Source organism: Paenibacillus sp. MDV22-iso6, assembly GCF_058408365.1.
In genome coordinates this window covers 933,040-955,415 of record NZ_JBZVDZ010000001.1, presented here as the reverse complement: position 1 = coordinate 955,415, position 22,376 = coordinate 933,040, and the positions used below count along the sequence as shown (strand labels likewise).

The following is a 22,376-nucleotide window of genomic DNA, read 5'->3' as shown; positions in this document are numbered from 1 at the left end:
CATTCAGATCAGCTTCCATGCGTCAAACTCCTTCCGAAGGGCTTCATCCCATGTTTTCGTCTGGATCAGCAATCGCTCGTCAACGGAAGGCCATGACATCTCTTCGTTCTCTACCTGATGCAAGCTCGCAACCCGATCCGCAATCAGGCCTGTCTCCATTGGTGTGAAGTAAGTAAACGCCAAACGAAGTTCAGGGATCATACGAATAAACTCTTCATAATCAAGCTGCTCGATCATATAGTTCAATTCTGATAAAAGCTGATCTTCATATAAAAATGCGTCCCGTGCTACAGAGAACACGCCCTGTAGATAAAGTGCAGTCTGTCGGGTCTGTTCCTGCGATCCCCGGATGTATGCACGTGCTCGACCCACGATCTCTTCTCTATACCTGTCGCCAAGTCCTGAAGATATGGCAATACATACCCCCTCCAGCTGTGCCGGAAGCTGGCTGTCTGACAGAAGTTCATCCAGGTGTGCCCGGAATGGTTCATCCTGGAAATGCTCTTCGGACGATTCAGCCAGCATGGCAAGCAGCTTCAGTCCCTGGACAATCGCTTCATGTTCATCCGGATTCGTTCTTGAGAGCTGCATCAGTTTGTCCACGGCATTGTTATAGGCTTCGGACACGAGATTAAGGAGCTGCTGTTCCTTAGTCAACCCAAGAAGTCTGCGATGCTGCTGAATTCGATTCAAAATATGCAGACTTCCGCACAACGACAAGAAATTCCCATCCTTTCGGAGCGCTGACTTCACTTGTTCATACAGCTTCATTGCGGTATCCTGCAGGCCCATGAGCAGAGCCTGAAGCATGGATTTGGCGAGGTCACCGCTGTGATGATCCGGTATTCCCTGCATTTCCTCTTCCATCTTGCGCGTAGCGGCTTCCCGAATTGTGCCTCCATAGAGCGAGTTTTCGATTAATCGAGCCTCAATTCTGGATGAATAGGTATATACCCACGTCTCCCGAACAAGGTTCATGTCGCGCTGTGCAATCCAATCCGGGCCCGATTGTCGCTTCGCGAAATCCGGAACGAGATAGATCATACATTGAAACAATTGACTTTGCCGACGATGATCTGGTTTGGCATATAAATCAAGTATTTTCTTATGTTGGCCTGTAGTACGAATTTGAAGTTTTGATTCTGTACAACGTTCTTTGAAATCCTCAACGATCGGAATACTGAATGGGTTGGGAGCCACTTTTCCAATGACATCTCCGGTTAGCAATCTGTGCAGTTCTTGTATTGGTTTGTCTGAAGCTAACGTAAGTTCACCCTTAACAAAGGAAGAAAGTGTTGCATCCATCAGCTCATAGACTCCGCCTTCCCTTTTTCCTCTCAGTCCTGCGAGGCCCTGAACCATACTGTACGCCTCAATAGCATCGCTGGTTGATACATGTTCATGTCCTTCCCTCAGCTTGCGGGTTAGTCGTGATAACAAGTCCAAAGCGGTCAAATTATACACGGAGCTCTTTTGCCGGAGCAGCTGGATCCAGATCTGTTCGTAATAATTCACGTAAGGCATGCCGCTTGCATACCCATTCAGCCGATCCGCTTCGGCAAACGTGTAGACCATGGGATACATCTGCTGATGCACCGAATTCTGAGCCTTCGTATGCTTTTGCAACGTCATCTCTTCTGAGTCCGTCCCATGATTCTCGGGTATCAGCAGTCCATACGTATGAAATCCGCCAGTGATAACAAGCACACGTTCATGCTCTTGCCCAGCCTGTTTAATACGACTTCTCATATGAGCTTCTCTTGCCAAATCACCTGTACTGTGCAAGCGCTCCGCTGAATAACACATCCGGGATAAGGTACAGTACGTGAATACATCCTGTACAAATGCCTGTGTTGACTTCTCCAGACCACCAATCTCAAATACGTTCTCCCACAATTCATCGAAACTTCGGCAGTTTGTTTTCTGACATAAACGGTGGATAAACTCAGACCCTGCGAGCAAAGTCTCGTCTTGAATGGACCTCTCCCGCTGTTCTGCCTTGTTGGGCTTAGAGAAATGATGATAATCCAGGTCAATAAAAGTTGCAGGGATGCTCAGCCGAGCTGCTTCTTTGAGCGCTACATATTCAGGAGAGTAACGAAGCATCGGATAATAACAGGCCGCTCTCTCCTCTTCACTCTCATAGGTGTAGTAAAGACTAACAGGAGGTATGGTCGCCTCATCAGCCAGAACTTGAAGTAATGGATTGCCGCTCTCAGGTCCTTCGATAAGAATGATGCCCGGCTTGTATTCTTCAATCAATCGCAGCAAATGATAGGAACAGGCTGGACTATGATGGCGTATGGGAAAATAAAGCGTTCCGTTGTTCAGGTTATACACCTGGGACTCAAATAGCGTCTTTAACTGGGCAACATCCAGATCCGCTTTTCCTCTTAACCGATCCATTTCTTTTCCTCGTAGTAATCCTTCCAAATTCCCTCTTCTCTGGACCGCTCCTTCACGACCTTGGAGAAGTAGGTTTTGAGGATGGACAGATCCTTGTCACTTTCTTTCGCTATCGTCCCCAACATGTTTTGCACCAGCCGATCCAATGCGATTCCCTTGTTTTCGTAATAATAGGAAGTCATTGCACTCTGTACATAAACAGATACGGCTTCAGCCGTACTCATGGACGCTTGGGGCGTATCCAACTTGTAACCTTCCCGCGTCATTCCTGTGCGAAGCTCCATAAATGTCGTGGCCAGCAATTCAACCACATCCGAATTAATCTCGGTGTCTATTCCGCTATGTAATAATAGGCTTCGCGCCTGGGATTCAATAATCTTGGCTTCCATTTTCACACTGCTGATCGGTTTGATCGTCTCAAAATTGAAACGGCGCTTCAGCGCACCACTCATTTCATTGACACCTTTATCACGAATGTTCGCCGTAGCAATCACGTTAAACCCTGGTTTGGCAAACAGCACACCACCATCCAGCTCAGGTATACTCATTACCTTGTCACTCAGAATACTGATCAGGCTGTCCTGTGCTTCAGCGGGGCAACGTGTAATCTCCTCAAAACGAGTAAGAATTCCTTTCTTCATTCCGTTATACAAAGGTGAGGGCACAAGTGCGGCTTCGGACGGGCCCTTATCCAGCAGCATGGCATAATTCCAGGAATATTTAATCATGTCTTCGGTTGTACCTGCCGTACCCTGAATTGTGTTTAGGCTGGTACCTGAAATGGCTGCGGTTAGCAATTCACTGAGCATAGTCTTGGCTGTCCCAGGCTCCCCTACCAGCATCAAGCCACGATTGCCTGCCAGTGTCACTACTGCACGTTCAATGAGCACATCGTTGCCATAAAATTTTCTCGTAATCGTGATCTCTTCTCCATCCAATATGGCTGGCTTATCCCTGCCAATAATAAAATCACGCACATATGTAGGGGACAGCAGCCAGTTTGGAGGGCGTTTTCCCGTATCTTCTTCTCGCAGTGCCCTTAATTCTGTCTCATATAGTGTCTCGGCGGGCGGCTTAAGCATCTCCATCGTCAAGGTTTCTCCTCTCGCATAAACAGATCGTATGTTCTTATTAAGCTTTATCTTATCACAGCAGCCTTTGAACGAACGCAGAAATCATCAAAAATGGTTGAAACGTCCTTCTTATCAGCATTCTTCATAAGTCCGTGGACATAGTTCGTAGCATAATTGTGAATTACTTATATCGCTGCATTATGGCGACTGCATTCAAAACTAAGTTGAATCCACGTTGTTGTAGTAGAAAACTTCATATTATAGGCCATACGTCCCTATAGTTCATTAAACGCTCCGTAATATGGTTCAAGCAGCTTAAGTCCAATCGCACAAAAAAAAACACAGCCAAGTAATCTGTGTCTTTACTTCATTTCTTTTTGATTTTATTCCTTATTCCATGTGATATTCTATCTAAAATAAGTAGGCCTTCCATACCACAATTGTTAGTCAAAAACAAGGTTTCAATCGCTCCAATATTGAATATATAGATGGTGCAGGCTTTTCGTATGAAGCCACCGAAATTAACATATGATCCCTTAGATAAGATGCGTAACATTACGAGCTTTTGATGAGAGGAGATTAACCATTTGAGTACTAATGAAACTTCACAGTCTGAGTTGTTCACTCAACAATTTACACAGAACCCTTACCCCGTATACGAAAAGCTGAGACAAAATGATCCTATTTACAGAGTCCTGTTCCCTCATGGTGATTTCGGTTGGATTATTAGCCGCTATGAGGATGCAGTGGAAGTGTTGAAAGACAACCGTTTCAGTAAGGACGTAGTCAAACGTTATGGACCCGATCAACAAAATATATTCGTGCATAACATGCTTTTTTCCGATCCACCTGATCATCGCCGGTTACGTGGACTCGTACAGAAGGCTTTTACTCCAAGATTGATTGAGGGCATGAGAAGCCATATTCAAGATATTGCTGACGATCTCCTGGATAATCTCAATTCCCAGGATAAGATGAATCTGATTGATGAGTTTGCATTTCCATTACCGATCATTGTCATCAGCGAGATCCTGGGTGTACCTCTTGAAGATCAGGACAAATTCCGTCTATGGTCCAATTCCATCATCGATGCGACAAGTGCGGAGCATTCCGAAGTGTTTGAGAAGCATGCCAAGGAATTCATTGATTACCTGAATGCTTGGTTTGCCAAAGTACGCGAGCAGCCGGGTGACGATCTGATCAGCCAGCTCGTTGTAGCAGAAGAATCTGGAGAACAACTCACTGAAAAGGAACTGCTGGGTGTAGTTGCTCTGCTGATCATCGCCGGACACGAAACAACCGTTAACCTGATCGGTAATGGTGTACTTGCTCTATTGGAGCACCCGGAGCAACGCGACCTGTTGATCAAGCAACCTGAATTAATCCATAACGCCGTAGAAGAAATGCTGCGTTATAACGGACCGGTTGAGTTCAGCACATCCCGCTGGGCATCCGAGGACATTGAATTTCATGGACATCACATCGCTGAAGGCGAAATTGTTATTGTAGCGCTGGATTCAGCCAATCGGGATGAAGCGAAATTTAAGGATGCCGATGTTTTTGATATCACTCGCGAGAAGAGCGCACATTTGGCCTTTGGCAAAGGCATTCATCTCTGTCTGGGAGCCCCTCTCGCGCGACTGGAAGGCGAGATTGCCATTAATACTCTGCTTCGCCGCTTTCCTGATATGCAGCTGCAGACGGATGTTAATGAACTTGAATGGAGACCCGGCATGATAGTTCGAGGCGTTAAGGAAATTCCGGTACAGCTTAAATAGATATGTATTTGAAGCAAGGAAAGCGAGGCACCTGACTGCATGGAAATAAACACCATTGTTTTAGTCGTTTTTTTATTTCTTATTCTTATCTTATTAGTTCGCGTCATCAGCTTGCAGACACAGTTGAATGAATTGAAAAGGGATGTTGAACGTCTGGAAAATGGTTCAGGCAGTACCGCACACTCCCCTCTCAGTTATAACGATTCTGCAATGAACGTATCTCCACTTCCACCGGCACAGGCTGACCTGACTGAACTTGATAAAGAATTGCAGGCACTTGCACAACAGGGCAAGAAAATAATTGCAATCAAAAAGGCTCGTGAGGCGAGAAACCTGTCATTGAAAGATGCCAAAGATTATGTTGAGTCTCTTGAACGCCTGTAATAAGTGAGTTTAGATGGGCTTCCCAACTCCCCGCAAAGGTTTTTGCTTTCAGTTGATTCATGTTCAACTGGAAATAACGATCTTCGCGGGGAGTTTACTTTTTTCAAAAGACATGATAAAGTTATTTCAATATTTATAGAAATAAGAAATAAAGACGAAAGGACCGATTTTGATGCAATCCAATCCGATTGATACCGAACAGGCTGTGAAAATTCACAAAGCTCTTGGAGAACAAACGCGATATAAAATCATTCAGATCCTTTCGGGTGAAAGCAATCTCTGCCCAGCTGATTTAGAGAATCGGCTTGTAACCGTGGCGCTCTCCACTTTATCTCATCATCTGAAACAACTTTCCGATTGTGGTTTGTTGACCTCACAAAAGAAAGGTACGTATATTTACTACAGTCTGAATACGGACACTGTACAGAGATTCGTTCCATATCTGTTGGAGAAGTAATATTTTTATTTTATATTTCCATAATACTAGAAATATAAAATCATTATATTGATAATGCTATCTGGTCCGCTGAGCCTAATCGTAGTCGTATAAATCCCCTTTTGCCTTAACATCCGGTACATTTGATAGATTAAGTACTCGCTTTGCCTCATTGGTAGATTAGTTATTTCTTAATCCTGTTCTCTCGTCTTTATTTCTATATTTCTAAAAATATAATAATTATAATCAGAAAGAGGTTATATACTCATGTCTAACACATGGAAAATCTATGTCCTAGCCTTGGTCAGCTTTCTTGTAGGGACCTCCGAATATGTCATTGCGGGCATTCTGGATCGGATCTCGGACACCATGAATATATCGTTGATTGCTGCGGGACAGCTGATCACAATCTTTTCGCTCATTTATGCACTTGGTACGCCCATCATTATCGCTTTAACATCCCGCATGGATCGACGAAAGCTGCTGCTCTACTTTCTGGGACTTTTTGTCGTTGGTAATGTCTTGGCCTACCTGTTACCTGGATATGGACTCTTTATCGCTGCACGTGTCCTCATGGCGCTGGGAGCCGGAGTCGTCGTTGTAACAGCCTTGACAGTCGCTGCCAAAATAGCGCCCGCAGGCAAACAGGCCAGCTCTATCGCAACGGTCATTACGGGGTTTACCGCATCCCTGATCGTGGGAGTTCCATTGGGAAGAATGGTTGCTGCAGCTTGGGATTGGAAACTTATTTTTGCAGGTATCGCGATTTTGGGTGTGATTTCCATGATTGTTATTGCATCTACGATCCCGCCATCTGAAGGCGAAGCACCCGTTCCTTTGAAAAAAACAATTAGCGCTCCTAAAACAACCTCGTATTGGATTTGCGCTACTTGTCAGCTTTTTCTGGTTAGGAGGCTATTCTATTGCGTATACCTACATTTCACCCTACTTGGTATCTGTTGCAGGCATGAGCGAAACGTTGTTAAGTTCCGCTTTGCTGGCTTTTGGAATCGCAAGTCTGATTGGTTCCAAATCTGGAGGATACAGCGCCGATCGTATGGGAGTAAAGCGAACACTTATCCTGGGAATGGCCTTGCATGTCGTAAGTATGCTGATGCTGAACATCACGGCTCATTCAGGTGTGGCCATCTTCATTGTGTTGATTCTATGGTCCTTCTCCGCCTGGTCTTCCGGCCCAACACAGCAATATAATCTGGTTACAATGGCTCCAGAATCGTCCGGGATTATGTTAAGTTTGAACAGCTCGGTTATGCAATTGGCCATGGCTGCTGGTGCCGGTATTGGGGGAATCGCCGTCAGCACAGTATCATTGTCATCCATCACCTGGATTGGAGCTGTAGGGGTGTTAATTGCAATGATCATCATCATTCTTGCCTATCGTCCGGCAATGGCCACAACAGCACAGAGCAAATCTTCCAATGTGGCATGATTGAGCTTAAGTTTAAGAATAAAAATGATAAAACGCAAAAAGAGAGGCACTGTGACATTACAGTAGCCTCTCTTTCTTATTCCAGTCTGATTGGTGCCTTATTGTGCAGTTACAGCACCATCAATCGGATAAACAGCGCCATTAATATACGGAGCTTCGTCTCCTAGCAGGAAGGATACCAGATTGGCAATCTCTTCAGGCTTACCGAGACGACCGGACGGAATGCTGTCAAGGGTCGCTTTGAATACTTCAGGATTATCCTTCCCGAACTGAACCACCATTGGAGTTTCAATCGTACCTGGGGCAATGGCATTCACGCGAATGTTTTCTTTACCATACTCAATGGCCGCTGTACGTGTTAGTCCAACTACGCCATGCTTCGTCGCTGCATATGGTGCAACTGCTTGAACACCCACAATACCTGCTGTAGATGCCGTATTGACGATGGAACCACCACCAGTTTTGAGCATTTCGGTAATCACATACTTCAATCCGTAAAATACACTTCTCAGGTTAATATCAATGATTTGGTCAAACTGCTCGATAGTATGCTCAATTAGTTTAATACCAGGACCAGCGATCCCGGCATTATTGAAGAACATGTCGATTCGGCCGAATTCCTCGATCGTTTTGTTAACATAATTCTCTACCTCGTTCGCCTTGCTTACATCCGTTTGTACAAAAATGGCTTTACCGCCCAGCTTCTCAATCTGTTTTACAGTTTCCTGACCCGTCTCTGCCACGAGATCAACGACCACAATAGACGCGCCCTTCTCTGCCAGCTTCAGTGCAGTCGCTTGGCCCAATCCACTTCCTGCTCCAGTGATAATTGCTACTTTTCCTTTGTGACTCATTTTGATCTCCTCCATGTGTGTTCGTCATCTGTCATCGGATCGGTTAATTCGATATGAAGCGGTCTTGCATCGGAATGCAACATATGTAGGGTGAAAAGCCTTGAATCCTGCCTGACTTTACCTATTTTAAAGGAGTTACAATTTAAAAACAAACCATATAATATGAATACATACTATAATATTCATCACATTCCACACATCTCAAGAAGGAGAACTCCTTAATAAAAGCGTGTAAAATTCCCCTTCTTTTTGGTGAGATGTACAGTTTAATTTCATGTATTTATCTTGTCAGATCGACACTTGAACACAGTGCGATAATGCTAAGGAAAACCTAATACTTATCTTAGCAAATTGGTTTTGGCCAGCTCGATCAGCTCATCGCCACGCCCATTCAGCACCGCCTTCATCATCCATAAGGTGAAGCCTTCGGCCTGTTTTATATTAATCTTCGGAGGCAGGGACAGCTCCTGACGGTTCACCACAACATCAATCAGCACAGGGCCATCATGCTGCAATGCACGCTCTACAGCCCCTTCCAGATCAGCCGGATCTTCAACCCGTATCCCCTCCAGGCCCATCGCTTGAGCTACCATGGCAAAGTTGGGATTTACGAGCTCGGTTCCGGATTCAAGCAATCCGGCAGCTTTCATTTCCAGTTCAACAAAACTGAGTGCACCGTTGTTAAACACCACAACTTTAATCGGGAGATTATGTTGTTTAAGCGTCAGAAGGTCACCCATCAGCATGGCAATGCCGCCATCACCGGACAAGGAAATCACTTGTCTTCCCGGATCAGATACCTGTGCTCCAATTGCCTGTGGAAGAGCATTCGCCATGGTGCCATGACTGAATGAACCTAACAATCGACGATTGCGACTCATTTCAATGTAGCGAGCCGCCCATACCGTAGGTGTACCTACATCGCAGGTGAAGATCGCATTTTCCGCTGCAGCATCGCTGATAACCTTGGTTAGATACTGTGGATGAATTGGCGTTTTTCCGGGTTTACCTACGGCAAGCTCATCCAATTCTTTACGAACTTTCTCGTAACGTTCCACACTTTTATGCAAATGTTTGTCGCTATGCTCTTCCGTCAGATAAGGTAATAATGTTTCAATGGTGGCCTTTATGTCTCCGCACACTCCATAATCGAGTTTTGTACGGCGGCCAAGGTGTGAAGACTGAATATCCACTTGAAGTACAATCGCATCTTCCGGGAAGAATTGACGGTACGGAAAATCTGTTCCCAGCATCAGGAGCACATCACAGTCCATCATGGCATGATAACCGGAGGAATATCCGATTAATCCTGTGAGGCCCACCGAATACGGGTTATCGTATTCCAGGTATTCCTTGCCTCGCAAAGCAATCACCATAGGGGATTTCAAGCGATCACAGAGCTGCATCAGAGGTTCACGCGCACCGGCGCAGCCTGCACCACACAGCAACGTAATTTTTTTGCCTTGATTCAGGAATTCCGCCAGTTTCCGCAGTTCAGGTTCGGAAGGGTGTACAACAGGCTGTGTCGCATGATATACATGCTCCGGCACAGGCAGGTCAGCCGCTTCTAAAGCCGCTACATCCCCCGGCAGTATAATGACGGAAACGCCTGAACGCGCTACTGCGGTCTGCATTGCCATCGTAAAGGAACGTGGCATCTGTTTGGCTGTTGTGATGACTTCACAATAATGACTGCATTCCTGAAACAAATACTCTGGATGAGTCGCCTGAAAATACTCACTCCCGATCTCATCACTCGGAATATGAGCAGCGATGGCAAGTACCGGTACACGGTTCCGATGACAGTCGTACAGACCGTTAATCAAGTGCATGTTTCCCGGTCCGCTACTGCCTGCACATACGGCGATACTTCCGCTCACTTGGGCATCTGCCCCGGCCGCAAAAGCAGCAACTTCCTCATGGCGGACATGAATCCATTCAATTTTACCCGAACGACGGATGGAATCGAGTACCGCATTCAAGGAGTCTCCAACGATACCATAGATGCGTTTGACGCCTGCGTTCAATAGTGCTTCGACCAGAACGTCTGCAATTGTTTTTTTCATGACAGGTCGGTCTCCTTTATTCGCTTATTTTGAGTTATGTTTCCACCGCGTTAAACTACCTATTCTTTTACCCCAATCTTTTGAAATTAGAAACAAAATCATATGTATTTATGGATATATACAAAAATCCGCTTGTCATGGACTGACAAACGGATCTTGGGTTGTTATGGTTTAAAAAGCGGTTCATTGCATGTTTAGTAATTCATTCACATCCATAAATCAATATTAAATGGCAGGCATCACATTGCCACCACTGACCGGGATATAAGCTCCTGTAATAAACGAGGACAGATCGGAAGCCAGAAATGCTACCGCATTGGCAATTTCCTGATCTTCTCCCCTGCGTTTCAACGGTACAGTTTGAATATAACCCTCATCATGCCCCGACTCACTGTTGCGGTCGCGCTCACTGATCGTCCATCCAGGCGCAACCTGGTTGACCGTAATCTGATATTCGCCTACCTCTTTCGCCAGCACACGGTACAAACCATCCATGCCGCGTTTTCCAGCCGTATATGCAGACTGGGTAGCAAAATTTTGCATCGCACATTCCGTATTGATACCAATGAATCGACCAGTTCTGGCTTCTTTCATATAAGGGATGAATGCTTTGGCAAGATACACACTCTGCATCACACATGATTCGAACTGACTTATATAATCATCCGGTGATTGTTCCAGCACCGTTGTCCAGGCATATTGGATGACTGCATTGGCAACCACGATATCCACATCGCCAAGGCTGGACTGAATTTCATCCCGCATCCGAAATGCCGTATCCTGCTTCGTGATATCGCCCTGAACAATGACCGTTTTCCGACCGATGGCTTCAATCTCAACCTGAAGTTCTCTAGCCTTCGTATCATTATTTATGTAATGCAGCGCGAGATCAGCACCACAGTCTGCCAACGTACGAGCGATGACCCTTCCCAATTGACCGGTTGCGCCTGTCACCAGTGCCGTTTTACCTGTAAGATTCAATTTCATAAGGACAGTCCCCTCCTTTGAGCCACATGTGTAATCACGAAATTTAGTGATGAAAAAAGAAGGATTTAATAATGATTTAACCCTCATTAATTTTCATTAATCAAACTGGAAAACGCTTTCGAAATTCATGCTATTTTCGGTTTGGTTCAATGAGACTCATCATTTTATTAATTTCCGTGCTGAATGAGATCGATTTCCTGGAAGCGACTAACTTCTTTTTCCCACCGTTCTTCCACATATTTGCGGTGAACCGGGTGATCATTATATGCATCATATGCAGCCTGATTGGCGAATACCATCGAAAAACTGTAATCAAACTCGTTCTTTTCGCTCACCTGACGCAGGACCTGGAATTGCTCTACACCGGGAATATTCGCCAGTGCATCCGCACTTTCTTTCAAAAATGCCTCTGCTTCTGGTGTATCTTTACCTGCGTAAAGTGTAAACGTTACCATATGATTGATGTTGCTCATCTCTATTTCCTCCTCCAATATGTCTGACTCTGTTTCCTAGTGTACATCCGAAACTATTGTAAGCGCAATAATTGGTTGAATTAATTTTAGAGGAATTGAATATATATGGGTATTAGAATTACTTTTAAGTCGGAATTACATGGGTTTACCTATCGGCATGTATACAAAAAAACCTCAGGATTAATCCCGAGGTTTTCTTGTAATGGTTTGGACAACCTATTTGATGTTGTATTTACGGTTAAATTTATCAACACGACCACCGATGTCCACGTTTCTTTGTTTACCAGTGAAGAATGGGTGGGATGCGGAGCTAGTGTCCACACGGATTACTGGGTAAGAGTTACCATCTTCCCATTCCATTGTTTCGTTCGAGAATTTAGTCGAAGAACTCAGGAATTTGTAATCAGCACTTGCATCGAAGAAAATTACTGTTTGTGTCTTTGGATGGATATCAGCTTTTGGCATAATCTATTTACACTCCTTTAATATGGGTACTTCTTAGAATAGAACTAAATTTTATTATACTCTTTTTTTGGACGAAGTACCAGTCGGAATTGAAGAAACGATAAATATTTTATAATTCACTATGATTTGCACAGGTTTCAGAGTTCAAGTTAAGCCCTTCTCCAGCACATTTAGCATATATTCCAAAGCTTCAAGTTCATCTCTTCCCCGTGTCTGCAATCTCACCACACTGCCATGTCGAATGGGGAGAAGCGCCATTCCGAGCAGGCTTTTGACATCTACACGATGCTCATGATTCGCATCCATAAATGACAATGAAATATCCGAGGCAAAACGCGACGCTTGCGAAGATACAGACATCAGATCATCTCGGTGGAAATCAGAGTGAATCATAAATTCATGTGTTCTCACAACCTTCAGTTCCTTTCGCTAGATGCTGATTAACCCATTTGGTGTGTATCATTTTATATATTAAAATCTTCAAGCATTATACCACGTTATGGAAGCTTGTTTAATCCTTTTATGGCGAAAAATACAAAAAAAGAAGCCCTAAATATCAGGGCTCCTTTGAACTAGATTCATTTGCCGTTCGGATACACCATTACTTTCAGACTGCCACTTTTGTTGTGCAATGCCCGTTCCATGGCCTGCTGCGTCTCCTCAAGCGAATAACGGTCAGTAATCAGGGACATTACATCATGCTGGCCTGAACTCAGAAATTCAATTCCCGCCGGATACGTATTGGCGTAACGGAAGATTCCGTATATATCCACCTCGTTGTCCGCGATAAAAGGAACATTCAAGGCAATTTCGTCCTGTGCAGGCAGTCCTACAATAGCAAGCTTGCCTCCTCGCCGGAGCGAATATAATGCCGACTGAAGCGCCTTCGGATTCCCCGCAGTTTCCCAAGCCGTATCTACACCGACGCCGTTCGTTAAATCACGGATCACCGCCTGTGCATCCTCGTTCCGTACATTAATGGTATGGGTTGCGCCCATACGACGAGCAGCCTCTAACCGCACTTCCTCCAGATCGGTGACGATGATGCGTTCTACGCCAAACGATTTGGCAGCTGCAACGGCCATCAATCCAACAGGCCCCATGCCCATAATGGCAAGTGTAGTGCCCGGAGCCAGTTTACTGCGTCTTGCAGCATGAATGCCAACCGAGAAAGGTTCATTCATGGCTGCTTCTTCAAAAGACAGATGATCCGGGATCGAGAAAACCATATCTTCACGAATGGTCATGTACTGTACAAATGCCCCATCCACCGGAGGCGTCGCCAGAAATTGCACATCGGGACACAGATTATAACGACCTTCTTTGCATGCCGTGCATCGTCCGCAGGTTACCCCAGGCTCAATAGCTACCCGATCTCCTTCTTTCAGCCGTGAAACTCTTGAGCCTACAGCCGCTACAATACCTGCACATTCATGTCCAAGTATAATCGGTTTCTCAACTACAAATCGGCCAATTCTACCATGTTCAAAATAATGCACATCCGATCCGCAGACGCCAACGGCCATTACCTGAATGAGCACCTCGTCTTCAGCCGGCTGTGGTACAGCCTGTTCCTCAATGATGATGTGCCCAGGCTCTGTCATGACAGCAGCCTTCATGGTTACGGGTAATTGATGATCTCCCATATGTTCCCTCCTTCTCGTGTATGTCAACGTTGTTCTTTCCTCTGAAGAAGATTCGACTGTTCTAGTTTTCGTATCCAGATTAATATATCGTTCTTCCTTGTTTATCTGCAATACCACTTTTGCGATAGAAGTACGTATTGATCATATCTCGCCATTCCTTGGCGTGCTCCGCCTGCCCTGCCTGTAACGCAGACACCATATCAAATACAGTTGGATCAATCTTGCCTTCCAGCTGTCTCCAGGTCTGTGCTAATGCTTCCGCCTGCTCTGCTCCATCAAAATGTGTATCATAAATGTGCTGAATGACCGTTTTGCCAGAATTCAGAACATGCGTATACGGGACATGGTGGAAAAATAATAGCAGCTCGTCCGGACAGGAGTCTACGGATTCATATCTTTCGGCATTTTCGCGGTGGTATTGGGAAGTGTATCCTGTTCCACTGCTCACTGTCCGGTCCACACCAATGCTATCACAATCGGCAAAATGATACGTGCCCCACTTGGAATATTCATAGCCATCCACATTAGGCCCATAATGGTGCTCCGGATTAACCATCCAGCCTACACCGAGTGGTGCCGTATAACTTTCGTAGATATCGAGCGAATTCAAAAGCATGCCAGAGATTAGACGAACGACCTCTTCGTCATGTCCGAATGTAAGTCTGACCCACTCCTCCGCAATCTCTTCCGATGACAGCTCTGGATTCCAAGCAAGTCTTCCATATCCATATAGATTCGCCTGAGCGAGCGGATGTCCTGTCCAGCAAGCATCTGCACCGATATTGGATACTGCGGCAAAGCCGCTGTAGGGCCTGTTGTACAGAGAACCGTCAGCAATGCGTTTGATTTCAGAACCCGGCCCCTTGGCGAACGTATCAAAATCCAATACTTCTTTCCACTGTGGAATCAGATAACACAGATGCTGCTGCTGACCCGTATACTCTTGCGTAATCTGGAACTCCAATACCTGATTTGTGTTCTCCATTGCTCCGAACAGTGGAGATACGGCCTCGCGAACCTGAAAGTCCATTGGCCCATTCTTGATTTGCAAAATGACGTTATCCGCAAATCGGCCATCCAGTGGTTTGAAGTGGTCATATGCCGCCCGTGCACGATCCGTGGAGCGGTCACGCCAGTCTTGTTTACAGTTATAGACGAAGCAGCGCCATATTACCAGTCCACCAAACGGGCGAAGTGCCTCGGCCAGCATGTTCGCTCCATCGGCATGATCACGGTTATATGTGAAGGGTCCTGGCCGATTTTCGGAATCCGCTTTGATCAGATAGCCGCCAAAATCCGGGATTGCCGCATACACCTTGGCTGTCTGAATGTTCCACCATTCACGGACCTGTTCATCCAGCGGATCTGCCGTAAGCAATCCACCAATCTCTATTGGACTAGCATAGTTGGCGCTAAGGAACAATCGGATGCCGTACGCTCTGAATTGGGCAGCAACCTTCGCAACATCACCCAGGAAACGTTCCGTCAGGAACAGGCTCTCACGCTGATGCACGTTTACGTTGTTGATTGAAATAGCGTTAATGCCTGTAGAAGCAAGCAATCTGGCATAATCTCGAATACGTGCAAGATCACGAGTGAATTCTCCATTGTCATAGAAAATGGATTTTCCAGCATAACCACGCTCGATGCTGCCGTCTACATTATCCCACTGATTAATCATGCGTAATGCATTAACGGGCTGCTCAGAGATATAGCTTAATCTTCCCATAGCAGGATGCACATCGTTTGAATTTTCTTGCTCCAGAACAAGCTCCTTTAACAGATGAAAAGTACCGTATAGAACACCTTGAGGGGTTTCAGAACCAATAAACAGCCTACCCTGCTCTTTATCTTCGCGGATAATATAACCTTCTCCCTGCACAGTAGAGCGTTCCGTGTCGCTGAAGGCCTGAGCCACGGCTTCTGAACCTGTCCATGTGCCAAGCCAGATCCCTTGTGCCTCCTGGTGGGCTGAATCCGACTTGCTCACTTGACTGACAGTTTCCTGATTAACTTTCGGTTTGATGCCAAACAGCTTATCCAGTCCCTGAGTCAGCTCGGCTGATGCTGTTGATATGATTTCCTGATCTTCCGCCACAGTCACGGTATGGCTCCAGACGGGGGCTGTCTTTTTGGCGGCCCCTTTCACTGCGGATTGACTTTGAAGATATCCAAGCCACGCATCATATTGCGGGCCGGAGATAATGGATTGAACGGTTGTATTACTCATTGTACAGCCTCCTTGCTGGCATAGATCTGTTCCAGACGATTACCTTTGCCTTCGAGCAGCCATAGAATCGATGTTACACCGCGCGGGTAATACTTGCTTCCGACCGCCACACCGGCCAGGATCTGGTCACTCCAACACCAGTAGGATTCCTCTGGATGCAACAGCCAGTTTACATGAGCAGCGTCAGAAGCCTTCCCTATTTCATCCCATTCCACGCCCAGCAGTTCTCGTGCGATGAATTGGGATAGATATATTTTGCTGAGCCATGAGTTATTGCTCGTAGAGGATAGCTTCCAGCCTCCATCTTCAAACAGACAAGTACCAGGGACAAGAACTGTTTTAAAATGGGTCCGAAGCGCTTGCAGGTAAGGCCCGAAACGGCCATTTACATCCAGCGCGCCTTCACAGCCGGTGAAGTATGGGAACACCAAGCCTTCAATGGCTGGAATGATGCGGGAATCATTATTTTCGGCGATCACTGCCGGAATGTAGCCACCGTCGGTTAACTGGGCTGCTATACTGGCTGCACAGCGATCCGCCTGACGTCCTGCATGATGAGACAGTTCAGCCAGCTTCTCTGCAGCGAACAGCTTCTCCAGTGCAACATAGACGGCCCAGCATTTTCCTGCCAGATAGATGTTGTTGCGGGATTGTCCAAGTGACACATCCAGGCTGTCGTAAGTGGTAATCTCGGCTCCGCCCTTGGTACGACTGCTATCCAGCCCCATTAGACCATTGCGTTGGTGTTCATCCGGATGATCCCGGTTTAACATGCTTTCGAAGCAATCCCGAATGACGGGCAGCATCTCCTTAACAAATTCCCGATCCTGCGTCTGTTCAATATATACAGTTGCACAGCAGAGCCAGTTGACCAGTTCCTCGTAACTCATTTGCGAGAAGCAGTCATCAATGCCCACGAGCTCATACGCCGAGTGCCCTGGACGTGAGAATACATTGGCTACGCCGATATCATGCGTGAACGTAATGCCGCCCGGATATTCCTTCTCTTCGCCTGGGAACCGCACTTGATCCGTATAACTGTAGCGTTTCACAAACCACTCTAACTCGTTACGTACAGTCCAAGGATTTAAGGCAAGTTCAAAATACAACTGATCTGCGGTCAGATCGAGTGTGTTCATCATCCGGTATTCACCTTCATTTACGATCCAGAACGGCTCTCCATCCGCATCCAGCAGTTGTGTACTTGCATAATAGCTGTGAATGGAATGGGCAAGCATAAATGACTGATCTTCACTCAAAGCAGCTACTCCGAGACGTTGCTCAATTTCCTTACAAGAAGCAGTCAGCTCGTTGAAACGGTTAAGCGCATATTTCCCGGCTTCCTGGATATCTGCAAAATAACGTGTATACCAATAGGTCGTGTCCATACCCGAAGTAACGATCCCGCCGCGATAAAAACAGACGGCAAATTGGTACGTACGCTTCTCTCCGGCGGGAACGTCCATCAACAACGCAGCTGTTTCACCTAGACCGAAGGCCAGATTCTCACGATGTTTCTCCTGCAATATCTTCTCCAATGTAAATCCTCGAGCAGGCCATAGACCCTCATCCGCAGATAAAATGGCAGTTAGGCGACCTTGTCCAACCCCGGTTAATGCCCCACCCTCAGGTCCTCCGATGATACGCATGGCTGAGTAAGGATCATTTCCCTGGTAGCCAAAATATGCTTTACGCGACTGGCGTCCTTGCGTGTTATCAATTGTTATCTCCACCAGCACCACAGGCACAAGCGCATCCATTATTGCTTCACGATCACCACTCAGCGGTTCGGGTACAGGACGCACAGGTGAGTATATACGGAAAGTCAGATCACCCGCCGTCCACGTATCTGTTCCCGAAGTAAACTCGCGCGTAATCTCTTCATCGCGGAACGCTGAAATTAGCGGGCGTGTTCCCTGTGCTGCCGCTGGTGTGCTCAATCCTTTTTCTGTCGAGGCCGAAGACACCTGATCTGAATCCGAATTGTCCACTTTCTCTACATCATATCGAACACTTGCATCTTCAACGGCTTCGAAAAATGGTAAAGCTTCGTAGTGCTCACTGTCGCGAGATTGTAAACCAATATATACGTTCTGATCTGCTGGCTTGCCAAGCTCCAGGCCTAGTCCGCCTTTGGCTCCTTTGTATCCAAGCGTAAAGCTGGCAAAAGCCCCGATCGGTGAGTGATGGGCATTATAAAAGATGGATTGGGATGTGCTCATGAACGATGACCCCTCTCAAAATGGTTTGCATACGTTTTCATTAGCCCCATCCTACCATGCGCATTCCACCGTAGACCATGGTCAAATCAATCGGATATTTACCCAAATCAAGCTAATAGACTATAATATAAATAAAGCGGTTACATCTGTTTCTATTTTTATTAAGGGGGTCTTCCATGTCTTCCACCTATTTGCCTCCCGCTCTGGGAGAGAGTATGCATGAGGTGTTTTACCCAGATGTACAAACAACGGTGAATTTGTTCGCTATACATTTGCGAAGTGTCGGCGCGGATTGGGATTATCCAGCTCACGAACATCCACAATATGAGCTGAATTATGTAACAGAAGGCGAACAATATATGACCGTGAACGGCAAACTGTATATTCAAAAGGCTGGCGAATTGCTCCTGATTCCTCCAGGAAGCATTCATTCCAGCCTGAGCCATAACGGCAAGGGGTTTACGTATTTTTGCATGCATTTTGATATCGATGATCAGTTATTTCTCTCTTTGCTTGCACGAATCAAGCAGGTTTTGTTCGATGCAGATAGTCCGGTTACCCGCCAGATCGAGCCTGTACTTCGCAAATTAATGTCTTCTGCAGATAACCGGGCGGCGAGTACGATGGTGCAGCGCATGCAGTTGCAATCGGCGGTATTTGAGTTGTTCGGCCATTTGTGGGAGGCTGTCTCTCAGGAAGCAGCTCAAATGTTTACGGACGGATATGAAAAGATCGAACTGGCCCATCAAATTCGTAATCGGCTGCAAGGACTGGTGAGTCAGCAATTCAAGCAGGGACGTGAGTCCGACAGCCATTATGGCATTGATGATATTGCAGCAGAGCTGGGCATCAGTTCCTCCCATTGTAACCGTGTATTTCGGCAGGTATATGGTCAGTCTCCGCGTGTATATTTATCTGAAATGGTTCTGCATGAAGCCAAAGTTCTGCTGGGCAACCCTAAGTTGTCGGTTCAGAACATCGCTGCCATGCTAGGTTACAAGGATATTGCCCATTTCAGTCGTCAATTCAAGCGCTGGTCAGGGATTTCACCCACACGCTACAGACAGGAACAGCCTGTTCCGGAATGAGCTTCATCCATTGAAGATCATTCCAGTATGGCCTTTACGTTGTATATGATTACACGCCGGTTCTTTTATTTTAATAGACGTTTAATCGTCTTTAGCTTGTTATCGTATGGCGGATATAAAATAGATAAGTTCAATCTGGTGCTCTTTTTGAGCACACTTTTCATATGAGAGAAGGTCTCCAGGCTATACCGCCCGTGATACGAGCCAAGGCCGGAATGCCCTACCCCTCCAAACGGCAGACGTGGGTTGGCTACATGGGTAATCGTATCGTTAATGCATCCTCCCCCAAAAGAAACCTCTCGCATCACTTTATCTTGTAATTGTGTATCCGATGTAAAGAGATAGAGCGCCAGCGGTTTCGGCCGCTTCACAATACCTGCAATCGCCTCATCAATATGGGAATAACTGATAATCGGCAGAATCGGACCGAAAATTTCGTCTTCCATCGTTGCCGCTTCCCACGATTCAGCATCAATAAATGTCGGCTCAATAAAGCGGTCTTCCTCATCGGATTGACCACCATAGATGACGAGGGCTTGATCGCGTTCAATAAGGGTAGTGAGACGTTTGAAATGCGCCTTGTTGACGATTCGCCCATAATCTCGATTATGCTGAATATCTGTGCCAAAGAACATTTCCACTGCTGCTTTCATTTCGGAGATCAACGAATCTTTCACCTGTTCATGCACAAGCAGATAATCCGGAGCGATGCAGGTCTGACCCGTATTGAGCAGCTTTCCCCATATAATACGCTGTGCAGCCACTTTGATATCTGCATGCTTATCCACGATGACTGGACTTTTACCGCCAAGCTCCAGCGTCACTGGAACGAGAATTTTTGCAGCGGCCTCCATGACAATTTTGCCAACGGGTACACTTCCTGTAAAAAAGATATAGTCAAAAGGCGAATTAATAAGCGCCGTGGTGGTGTCTTTGGCTCCTTCGACCACGTGAACGTATGCTGGTTCGAATACCGAGCTAATCATCTCGCGAATAACAGCTGAGACGGCTGGTGTGTTCTCTGATGCTTTGAGGACTGCCGTATTGCCTGCTGCCAACGCACCAACCAGGGGTTCAATTAACAGCTGGAATGGATAGTTAAAAGGTCCAATAATCAATACCGCACCATAAGGCTCAGGAATGATATAACTTTTCGACCCGATCAGCGTGAATTGGGTTTTGACTTTGACCGGCTTGACCCATTTCTTCACTTGCCGAATGGTGTGCGTGATACTATCCAGCATGAATCCAATCTCTGTAGTATACGATTCGAACTCACTCTTGCCCAAATCCTGATAGAGCGCCTCAGTAAGACGGGACTCATACTTCTGAATCGCCTGTTTCAACCGGGTTAAATGTGTAATACGTGACTCGGCCGAACGAGTAGCCCCTGAGCGAAAAAAATGCCGTTGCTGCAGTAAAATTTCTTCGACTTCATGTGCGCTTAATTCCTGCATGACACTCATATAATACAACTCCTCTTCGAGTTAATGATGATTCGTTTAAACATACGAACATTTAGCCCACATGCCTAGGCATGTTAACAACTCTTGCTTATAAGCACTCTTCTTCCAACGCGCCAACCAGTTCCTTCAACAGCTCTACCGAGGACCTTAATGAAGCGGAATAATATCGTTGTGTGCCCTTCTGTTCTACGGAGATGAGCCCTTTTTCAAGCAATAACTTGAGATGATGAGATATAGCAGGCCGGGATAGGCTGAACTGCTCTGTAATTTCATTCACTGTCATGCTGCCCTTCTCACTAAGAGCAAGTAATATCGCCTGACGATGATTGTCGCTAAGTACCTGGAATAAGGGGATGCAGGTTTGAAAAATAGATATCGCTTTTTGTCCCATGGTTTCACCTCTATTATATGTCTACAGATATCACAATTGTCATGTCTGTTGGTTTAAACATTTGAACCTAATGACTATAGTTTACTCCAGCATCCCGCTAACAGCAAGCCATGTGCGATATAAATTTTAGACTAACTTATATAAAGCGCTTCCATACTACCATACAAGTATGGTAGTATGTTCTTGAAGGAGTTGAGATTATGGAATATCCCCCTAGGTCTTCGTCCAAAGCCGAATTATTATCATCCTTAATTAACCCGTCTTCTCTGAACAAACAGGCATTCTCTTCTCGTGAGGCGGTCTATACGACGTTGAAGCAGTTGATTCTGAGTTTGAAGCTGCCTCCGGGTACCGCCATCTCGGAGAAAGAGATCTCGCTTGAGTTCAATGTAAGTCGGACCCCTGTTCGAGAAAGCTTTGTCCGATTAGCGCAGGAAGGTCTGCTGGAAGTCTATCCGCAGCGAGGTACCTATGTATCTCTGATTCAGGTTGATCTCGTGGAGGAAGCACGTTTCATGCGTGAGCAGCTTGAGCGTGCCGTCATACGGCTCGCGTGTGTCCAATTTCCAGATGAACACATGAAAATATTGGAGCAGAACCTTGCGCAGCAGCAGGAATGCATACTTGAACCGGATGATGAACGAATGTTCGGATTGGATGAGGAATTCCATAGTACTCTCTTTGCAGGCTGTAACAAAAAAAACACCTGGTCCGTGATCCAGCATATGAACGTGCATCTGAACCGGAGCCGAATGCTCCGTCTGTCTTCGGATCATCATTGGGATCATTTGCTCGAACAGCATCGATCCATGGTACAGGCGATACAACAGCATGATGCCCAAACGGCAGAGCACATTATGCAGGAACATCTGCATTTGACCGTAACGGATCTGGCTGTCCTGCGGGATACATACCCTTCCTATTTTCAATGATGATGGATCTACCTGTTCTTTAAACTAAT

Annotated in this window: 19 protein-coding genes and 1 pseudogene; 7 read left to right on the top strand and 13 right to left on the bottom strand. The window is 46.0% G+C overall.

Annotated features, from left to right (window positions below; all coding sequences use genetic code 11):
* Positions 1-3 precede the first annotated feature (3 nt).
* Together AC4PM4_RS04080 and AC4PM4_RS04075 are read right to left on the bottom strand one after the other, a co-directional pair.
* On the bottom strand, positions 4-2,406 hold the full coding sequence (locus AC4PM4_RS04080; RefSeq protein ID WP_090806475.1) for a DUF5682 family protein: 2,403 nt from the start codon (positions 2,404-2,406) through the stop codon (positions 4-6).
* The gene (locus tag AC4PM4_RS04075) at positions 2,394-3,494 is read right to left on the bottom strand and encodes an ATP-binding protein (protein ID WP_491612817.1); all 1,101 of its coding nucleotides are present in this window, start codon (positions 3,492-3,494) and stop codon (positions 2,394-2,396) included. The genes AC4PM4_RS04080 and AC4PM4_RS04075 overlap by 13 nt, the downstream gene beginning before the upstream one ends.
* Before the next feature lie 572 nt (positions 3,495-4,066).
* Between AC4PM4_RS04075 and AC4PM4_RS04070 the strand changes: the two genes are divergently transcribed.
* From AC4PM4_RS04070 to AC4PM4_RS04050, 5 genes and pseudogenes are all read left to right on the top strand, one after another.
* Entirely contained in the window at positions 4,067-5,257 is a 1,191-nt protein-coding gene (locus tag AC4PM4_RS04070; RefSeq protein WP_491612816.1) for a cytochrome P450 family protein, read from the top strand.
* 39 nt (positions 5,258-5,296) lie between these two features.
* The gene (locus AC4PM4_RS04065) at positions 5,297-5,641 is read left to right on the top strand and encodes a ribosomal L7/L12 family protein (protein WP_063563869.1); all 345 of its coding nucleotides are present in this window, start codon (positions 5,297-5,299) and stop codon (positions 5,639-5,641) included.
* Between the two features lie 172 nt (positions 5,642-5,813).
* Positions 5,814-6,098: an ArsR/SmtB family transcription factor gene (locus AC4PM4_RS04060; RefSeq protein ID WP_063563870.1), complete on the top strand. Its 285-nt coding sequence runs from the start codon at positions 5,814-5,816 to the stop codon at positions 6,096-6,098.
* A gap of 246 nt (positions 6,099-6,344) precedes the next feature.
* Positions 6,345-6,932 (top strand): annotated as a pseudogene (locus AC4PM4_RS04055) (MFS transporter); the annotation flags it as partial.
* A gap of 19 nt (positions 6,933-6,951) precedes the next feature.
* Positions 6,952-7,527 (top strand): MFS transporter, encoded by a 576-nt coding sequence (locus AC4PM4_RS04050; RefSeq protein ID WP_491613073.1) that lies wholly within the window; start codon positions 6,952-6,954, stop codon positions 7,525-7,527.
* Between the two features lie 98 nt (positions 7,528-7,625).
* On the opposite strand, the gene AC4PM4_RS04045 is transcribed toward AC4PM4_RS04050, so the two are convergent.
* The 9 genes from AC4PM4_RS04045 to AC4PM4_RS04005 all read right to left on the bottom strand — a co-directional run bounded on the left by AC4PM4_RS04045 (position 7,626) and on the right by AC4PM4_RS04005 (position 18,470).
* Positions 7,626-8,381 (bottom strand): SDR family NAD(P)-dependent oxidoreductase, encoded by a 756-nt coding sequence (locus AC4PM4_RS04045; RefSeq protein WP_063563872.1) that lies wholly within the window; start codon positions 8,379-8,381, stop codon positions 7,626-7,628.
* A 338-nt stretch (positions 8,382-8,719) separates the two neighbouring features.
* Positions 8,720-10,447: a ubiquinone-dependent pyruvate dehydrogenase gene (poxB, locus tag AC4PM4_RS04040; RefSeq protein WP_090950100.1), complete on the bottom strand. Its 1,728-nt coding sequence runs from the start codon at positions 10,445-10,447 to the stop codon at positions 8,720-8,722.
* A gap of 225 nt (positions 10,448-10,672) precedes the next feature.
* Positions 10,673-11,434: an SDR family NAD(P)-dependent oxidoreductase gene (locus tag AC4PM4_RS04035; RefSeq protein WP_491612815.1), complete on the bottom strand. Its 762-nt coding sequence runs from the start codon at positions 11,432-11,434 to the stop codon at positions 10,673-10,675.
* A gap of 167 nt (positions 11,435-11,601) precedes the next feature.
* Entirely contained in the window at positions 11,602-11,907 is a 306-nt protein-coding gene (locus AC4PM4_RS04030; RefSeq protein ID WP_063563875.1) for a Dabb family protein, read from the bottom strand.
* 216 nt (positions 11,908-12,123) lie between these two features.
* Positions 12,124-12,372, bottom strand: coding sequence for a type B 50S ribosomal protein L31 (locus tag AC4PM4_RS04025; RefSeq protein WP_063563876.1), 249 nt, complete (start codon positions 12,370-12,372; stop codon positions 12,124-12,126).
* Between the two features lie 144 nt (positions 12,373-12,516).
* A complete protein-coding gene (locus tag AC4PM4_RS04020; protein WP_079696156.1) occupies positions 12,517-12,765 on the bottom strand; it encodes an HPr family phosphocarrier protein in 249 nt (82 codons plus the stop codon).
* A gap of 185 nt (positions 12,766-12,950) precedes the next feature.
* Positions 12,951-14,018: an NAD(P)-dependent alcohol dehydrogenase gene (locus AC4PM4_RS04015; protein ID WP_064638066.1), complete on the bottom strand. Its 1,068-nt coding sequence runs from the start codon at positions 14,016-14,018 to the stop codon at positions 12,951-12,953.
* A gap of 79 nt (positions 14,019-14,097) precedes the next feature.
* A complete protein-coding gene (locus tag AC4PM4_RS04010) occupies positions 14,098-16,248 on the bottom strand; it encodes an alpha-glucuronidase family glycosyl hydrolase (RefSeq protein ID WP_491612814.1) in 2,151 nt (716 codons plus the stop codon).
* Entirely contained in the window at positions 16,245-18,470 is a 2,226-nt protein-coding gene (locus tag AC4PM4_RS04005; protein WP_491612813.1) for a glycoside hydrolase family 52 protein, read from the bottom strand. Before AC4PM4_RS04005 ends, AC4PM4_RS04010 begins: the two co-directional genes overlap by 4 nt.
* 176 nt (positions 18,471-18,646) lie before the next feature.
* Here AC4PM4_RS04005 and AC4PM4_RS04000 point away from each other — a divergent pair, with 176 nt between their 5' ends.
* Positions 18,647-19,558: a helix-turn-helix domain-containing protein gene (locus AC4PM4_RS04000; RefSeq protein ID WP_079695957.1), complete on the top strand. Its 912-nt coding sequence runs from the start codon at positions 18,647-18,649 to the stop codon at positions 19,556-19,558.
* 65 nt (positions 19,559-19,623) lie between these two features.
* Here the strand turns inward: AC4PM4_RS04000 and AC4PM4_RS03995 are convergent, their stop codons facing one another.
* Together AC4PM4_RS03995 and AC4PM4_RS03990 are read right to left on the bottom strand one after the other, a co-directional pair.
* Positions 19,624-21,015, bottom strand: coding sequence for an aldehyde dehydrogenase (locus AC4PM4_RS03995; protein WP_491613071.1), 1,392 nt, complete (start codon positions 21,013-21,015; stop codon positions 19,624-19,626).
* Between the two features lie 97 nt (positions 21,016-21,112).
* Positions 21,113-21,415, bottom strand: coding sequence for an ArsR/SmtB family transcription factor (locus tag AC4PM4_RS03990; RefSeq protein WP_063563882.1), 303 nt, complete (start codon positions 21,413-21,415; stop codon positions 21,113-21,115).
* A 200-nt stretch (positions 21,416-21,615) separates the two neighbouring features.
* Between AC4PM4_RS03990 and AC4PM4_RS03985 the strand changes: the two genes are divergently transcribed.
* A complete protein-coding gene (locus tag AC4PM4_RS03985) occupies positions 21,616-22,347 on the top strand; it encodes a GntR family transcriptional regulator (RefSeq protein WP_082935071.1) in 732 nt (243 codons plus the stop codon).
* Positions 22,348-22,376: the final 29 nt, after the last annotated feature.

What these genes read in the sequence shown, in the direction of transcription:
- AC4PM4_RS04080 (WP_090806475.1), bottom strand. Translation starts at nt 2,406, where the DNA reads ATGGATCGGTTAAGAGGAAAAGCGGATCTGGATGTTGCCCAGTTAAAG.
- AC4PM4_RS04075 (WP_491612817.1), bottom strand. Translation starts at nt 3,494, where the DNA reads ATGGAGATGCTTAAGCCGCCCGCCGAGACACTATATGAGACAGAATTA.
- AC4PM4_RS04065 (WP_063563869.1), top strand. Translation starts at nt 5,297, where the DNA reads ATGGAAATAAACACCATTGTTTTAGTCGTTTTTTTATTTCTTATTCTT.
- AC4PM4_RS04060 (WP_063563870.1), top strand. Translation starts at nt 5,814, where the DNA reads ATGCAATCCAATCCGATTGATACCGAACAGGCTGTGAAAATTCACAAA.
- AC4PM4_RS04045 (WP_063563872.1), bottom strand. Translation starts at nt 8,381, where the DNA reads ATGAGTCACAAAGGAAAAGTAGCAATTATCACTGGAGCAGGAAGTGGA.
- poxB (WP_090950100.1), bottom strand. Translation starts at nt 10,447, where the DNA reads ATGAAAAAAACAATTGCAGACGTTCTGGTCGAAGCACTATTGAACGCA.
- AC4PM4_RS04035 (WP_491612815.1), bottom strand. Translation starts at nt 11,434, where the DNA reads ATGAAATTGAATCTTACAGGTAAAACGGCACTGGTGACAGGCGCAACC.
- AC4PM4_RS04030 (WP_063563875.1), bottom strand. Translation starts at nt 11,907, where the DNA reads ATGAGCAACATCAATCATATGGTAACGTTTACACTTTACGCAGGTAAA.
- AC4PM4_RS04025 (WP_063563876.1), bottom strand. Translation starts at nt 12,372, where the DNA reads ATGCCAAAAGCTGATATCCATCCAAAGACACAAACAGTAATTTTCTTC.
- AC4PM4_RS04020 (WP_079696156.1), bottom strand. Translation starts at nt 12,765, where the DNA reads ATGATTCACTCTGATTTCCACCGAGATGATCTGATGTCTGTATCTTCG.
- AC4PM4_RS04015 (WP_064638066.1), bottom strand. Translation starts at nt 14,018, where the DNA reads ATGGGAGATCATCAATTACCCGTAACCATGAAGGCTGCTGTCATGACA.
- AC4PM4_RS04010 (WP_491612814.1), bottom strand. Translation starts at nt 16,248, where the DNA reads ATGAGTAATACAACCGTTCAATCCATTATCTCCGGCCCGCAATATGAT.
- AC4PM4_RS04005 (WP_491612813.1), bottom strand. Translation starts at nt 18,470, where the DNA reads ATGAGCACATCCCAATCCATCTTTTATAATGCCCATCACTCACCGATC.
- AC4PM4_RS04000 (WP_079695957.1), top strand. Translation starts at nt 18,647, where the DNA reads ATGTCTTCCACCTATTTGCCTCCCGCTCTGGGAGAGAGTATGCATGAG.
- AC4PM4_RS03995 (WP_491613071.1), bottom strand. Translation starts at nt 21,015, where the DNA reads ATGCAGGAATTAAGCGCACATGAAGTCGAAGAAATTTTACTGCAGCAA.
- AC4PM4_RS03990 (WP_063563882.1), bottom strand. Translation starts at nt 21,415, where the DNA reads ATGGGACAAAAAGCGATATCTATTTTTCAAACCTGCATCCCCTTATTC.
- AC4PM4_RS03985 (WP_082935071.1), top strand. Translation starts at nt 21,616, where the DNA reads ATGGAATATCCCCCTAGGTCTTCGTCCAAAGCCGAATTATTATCATCC.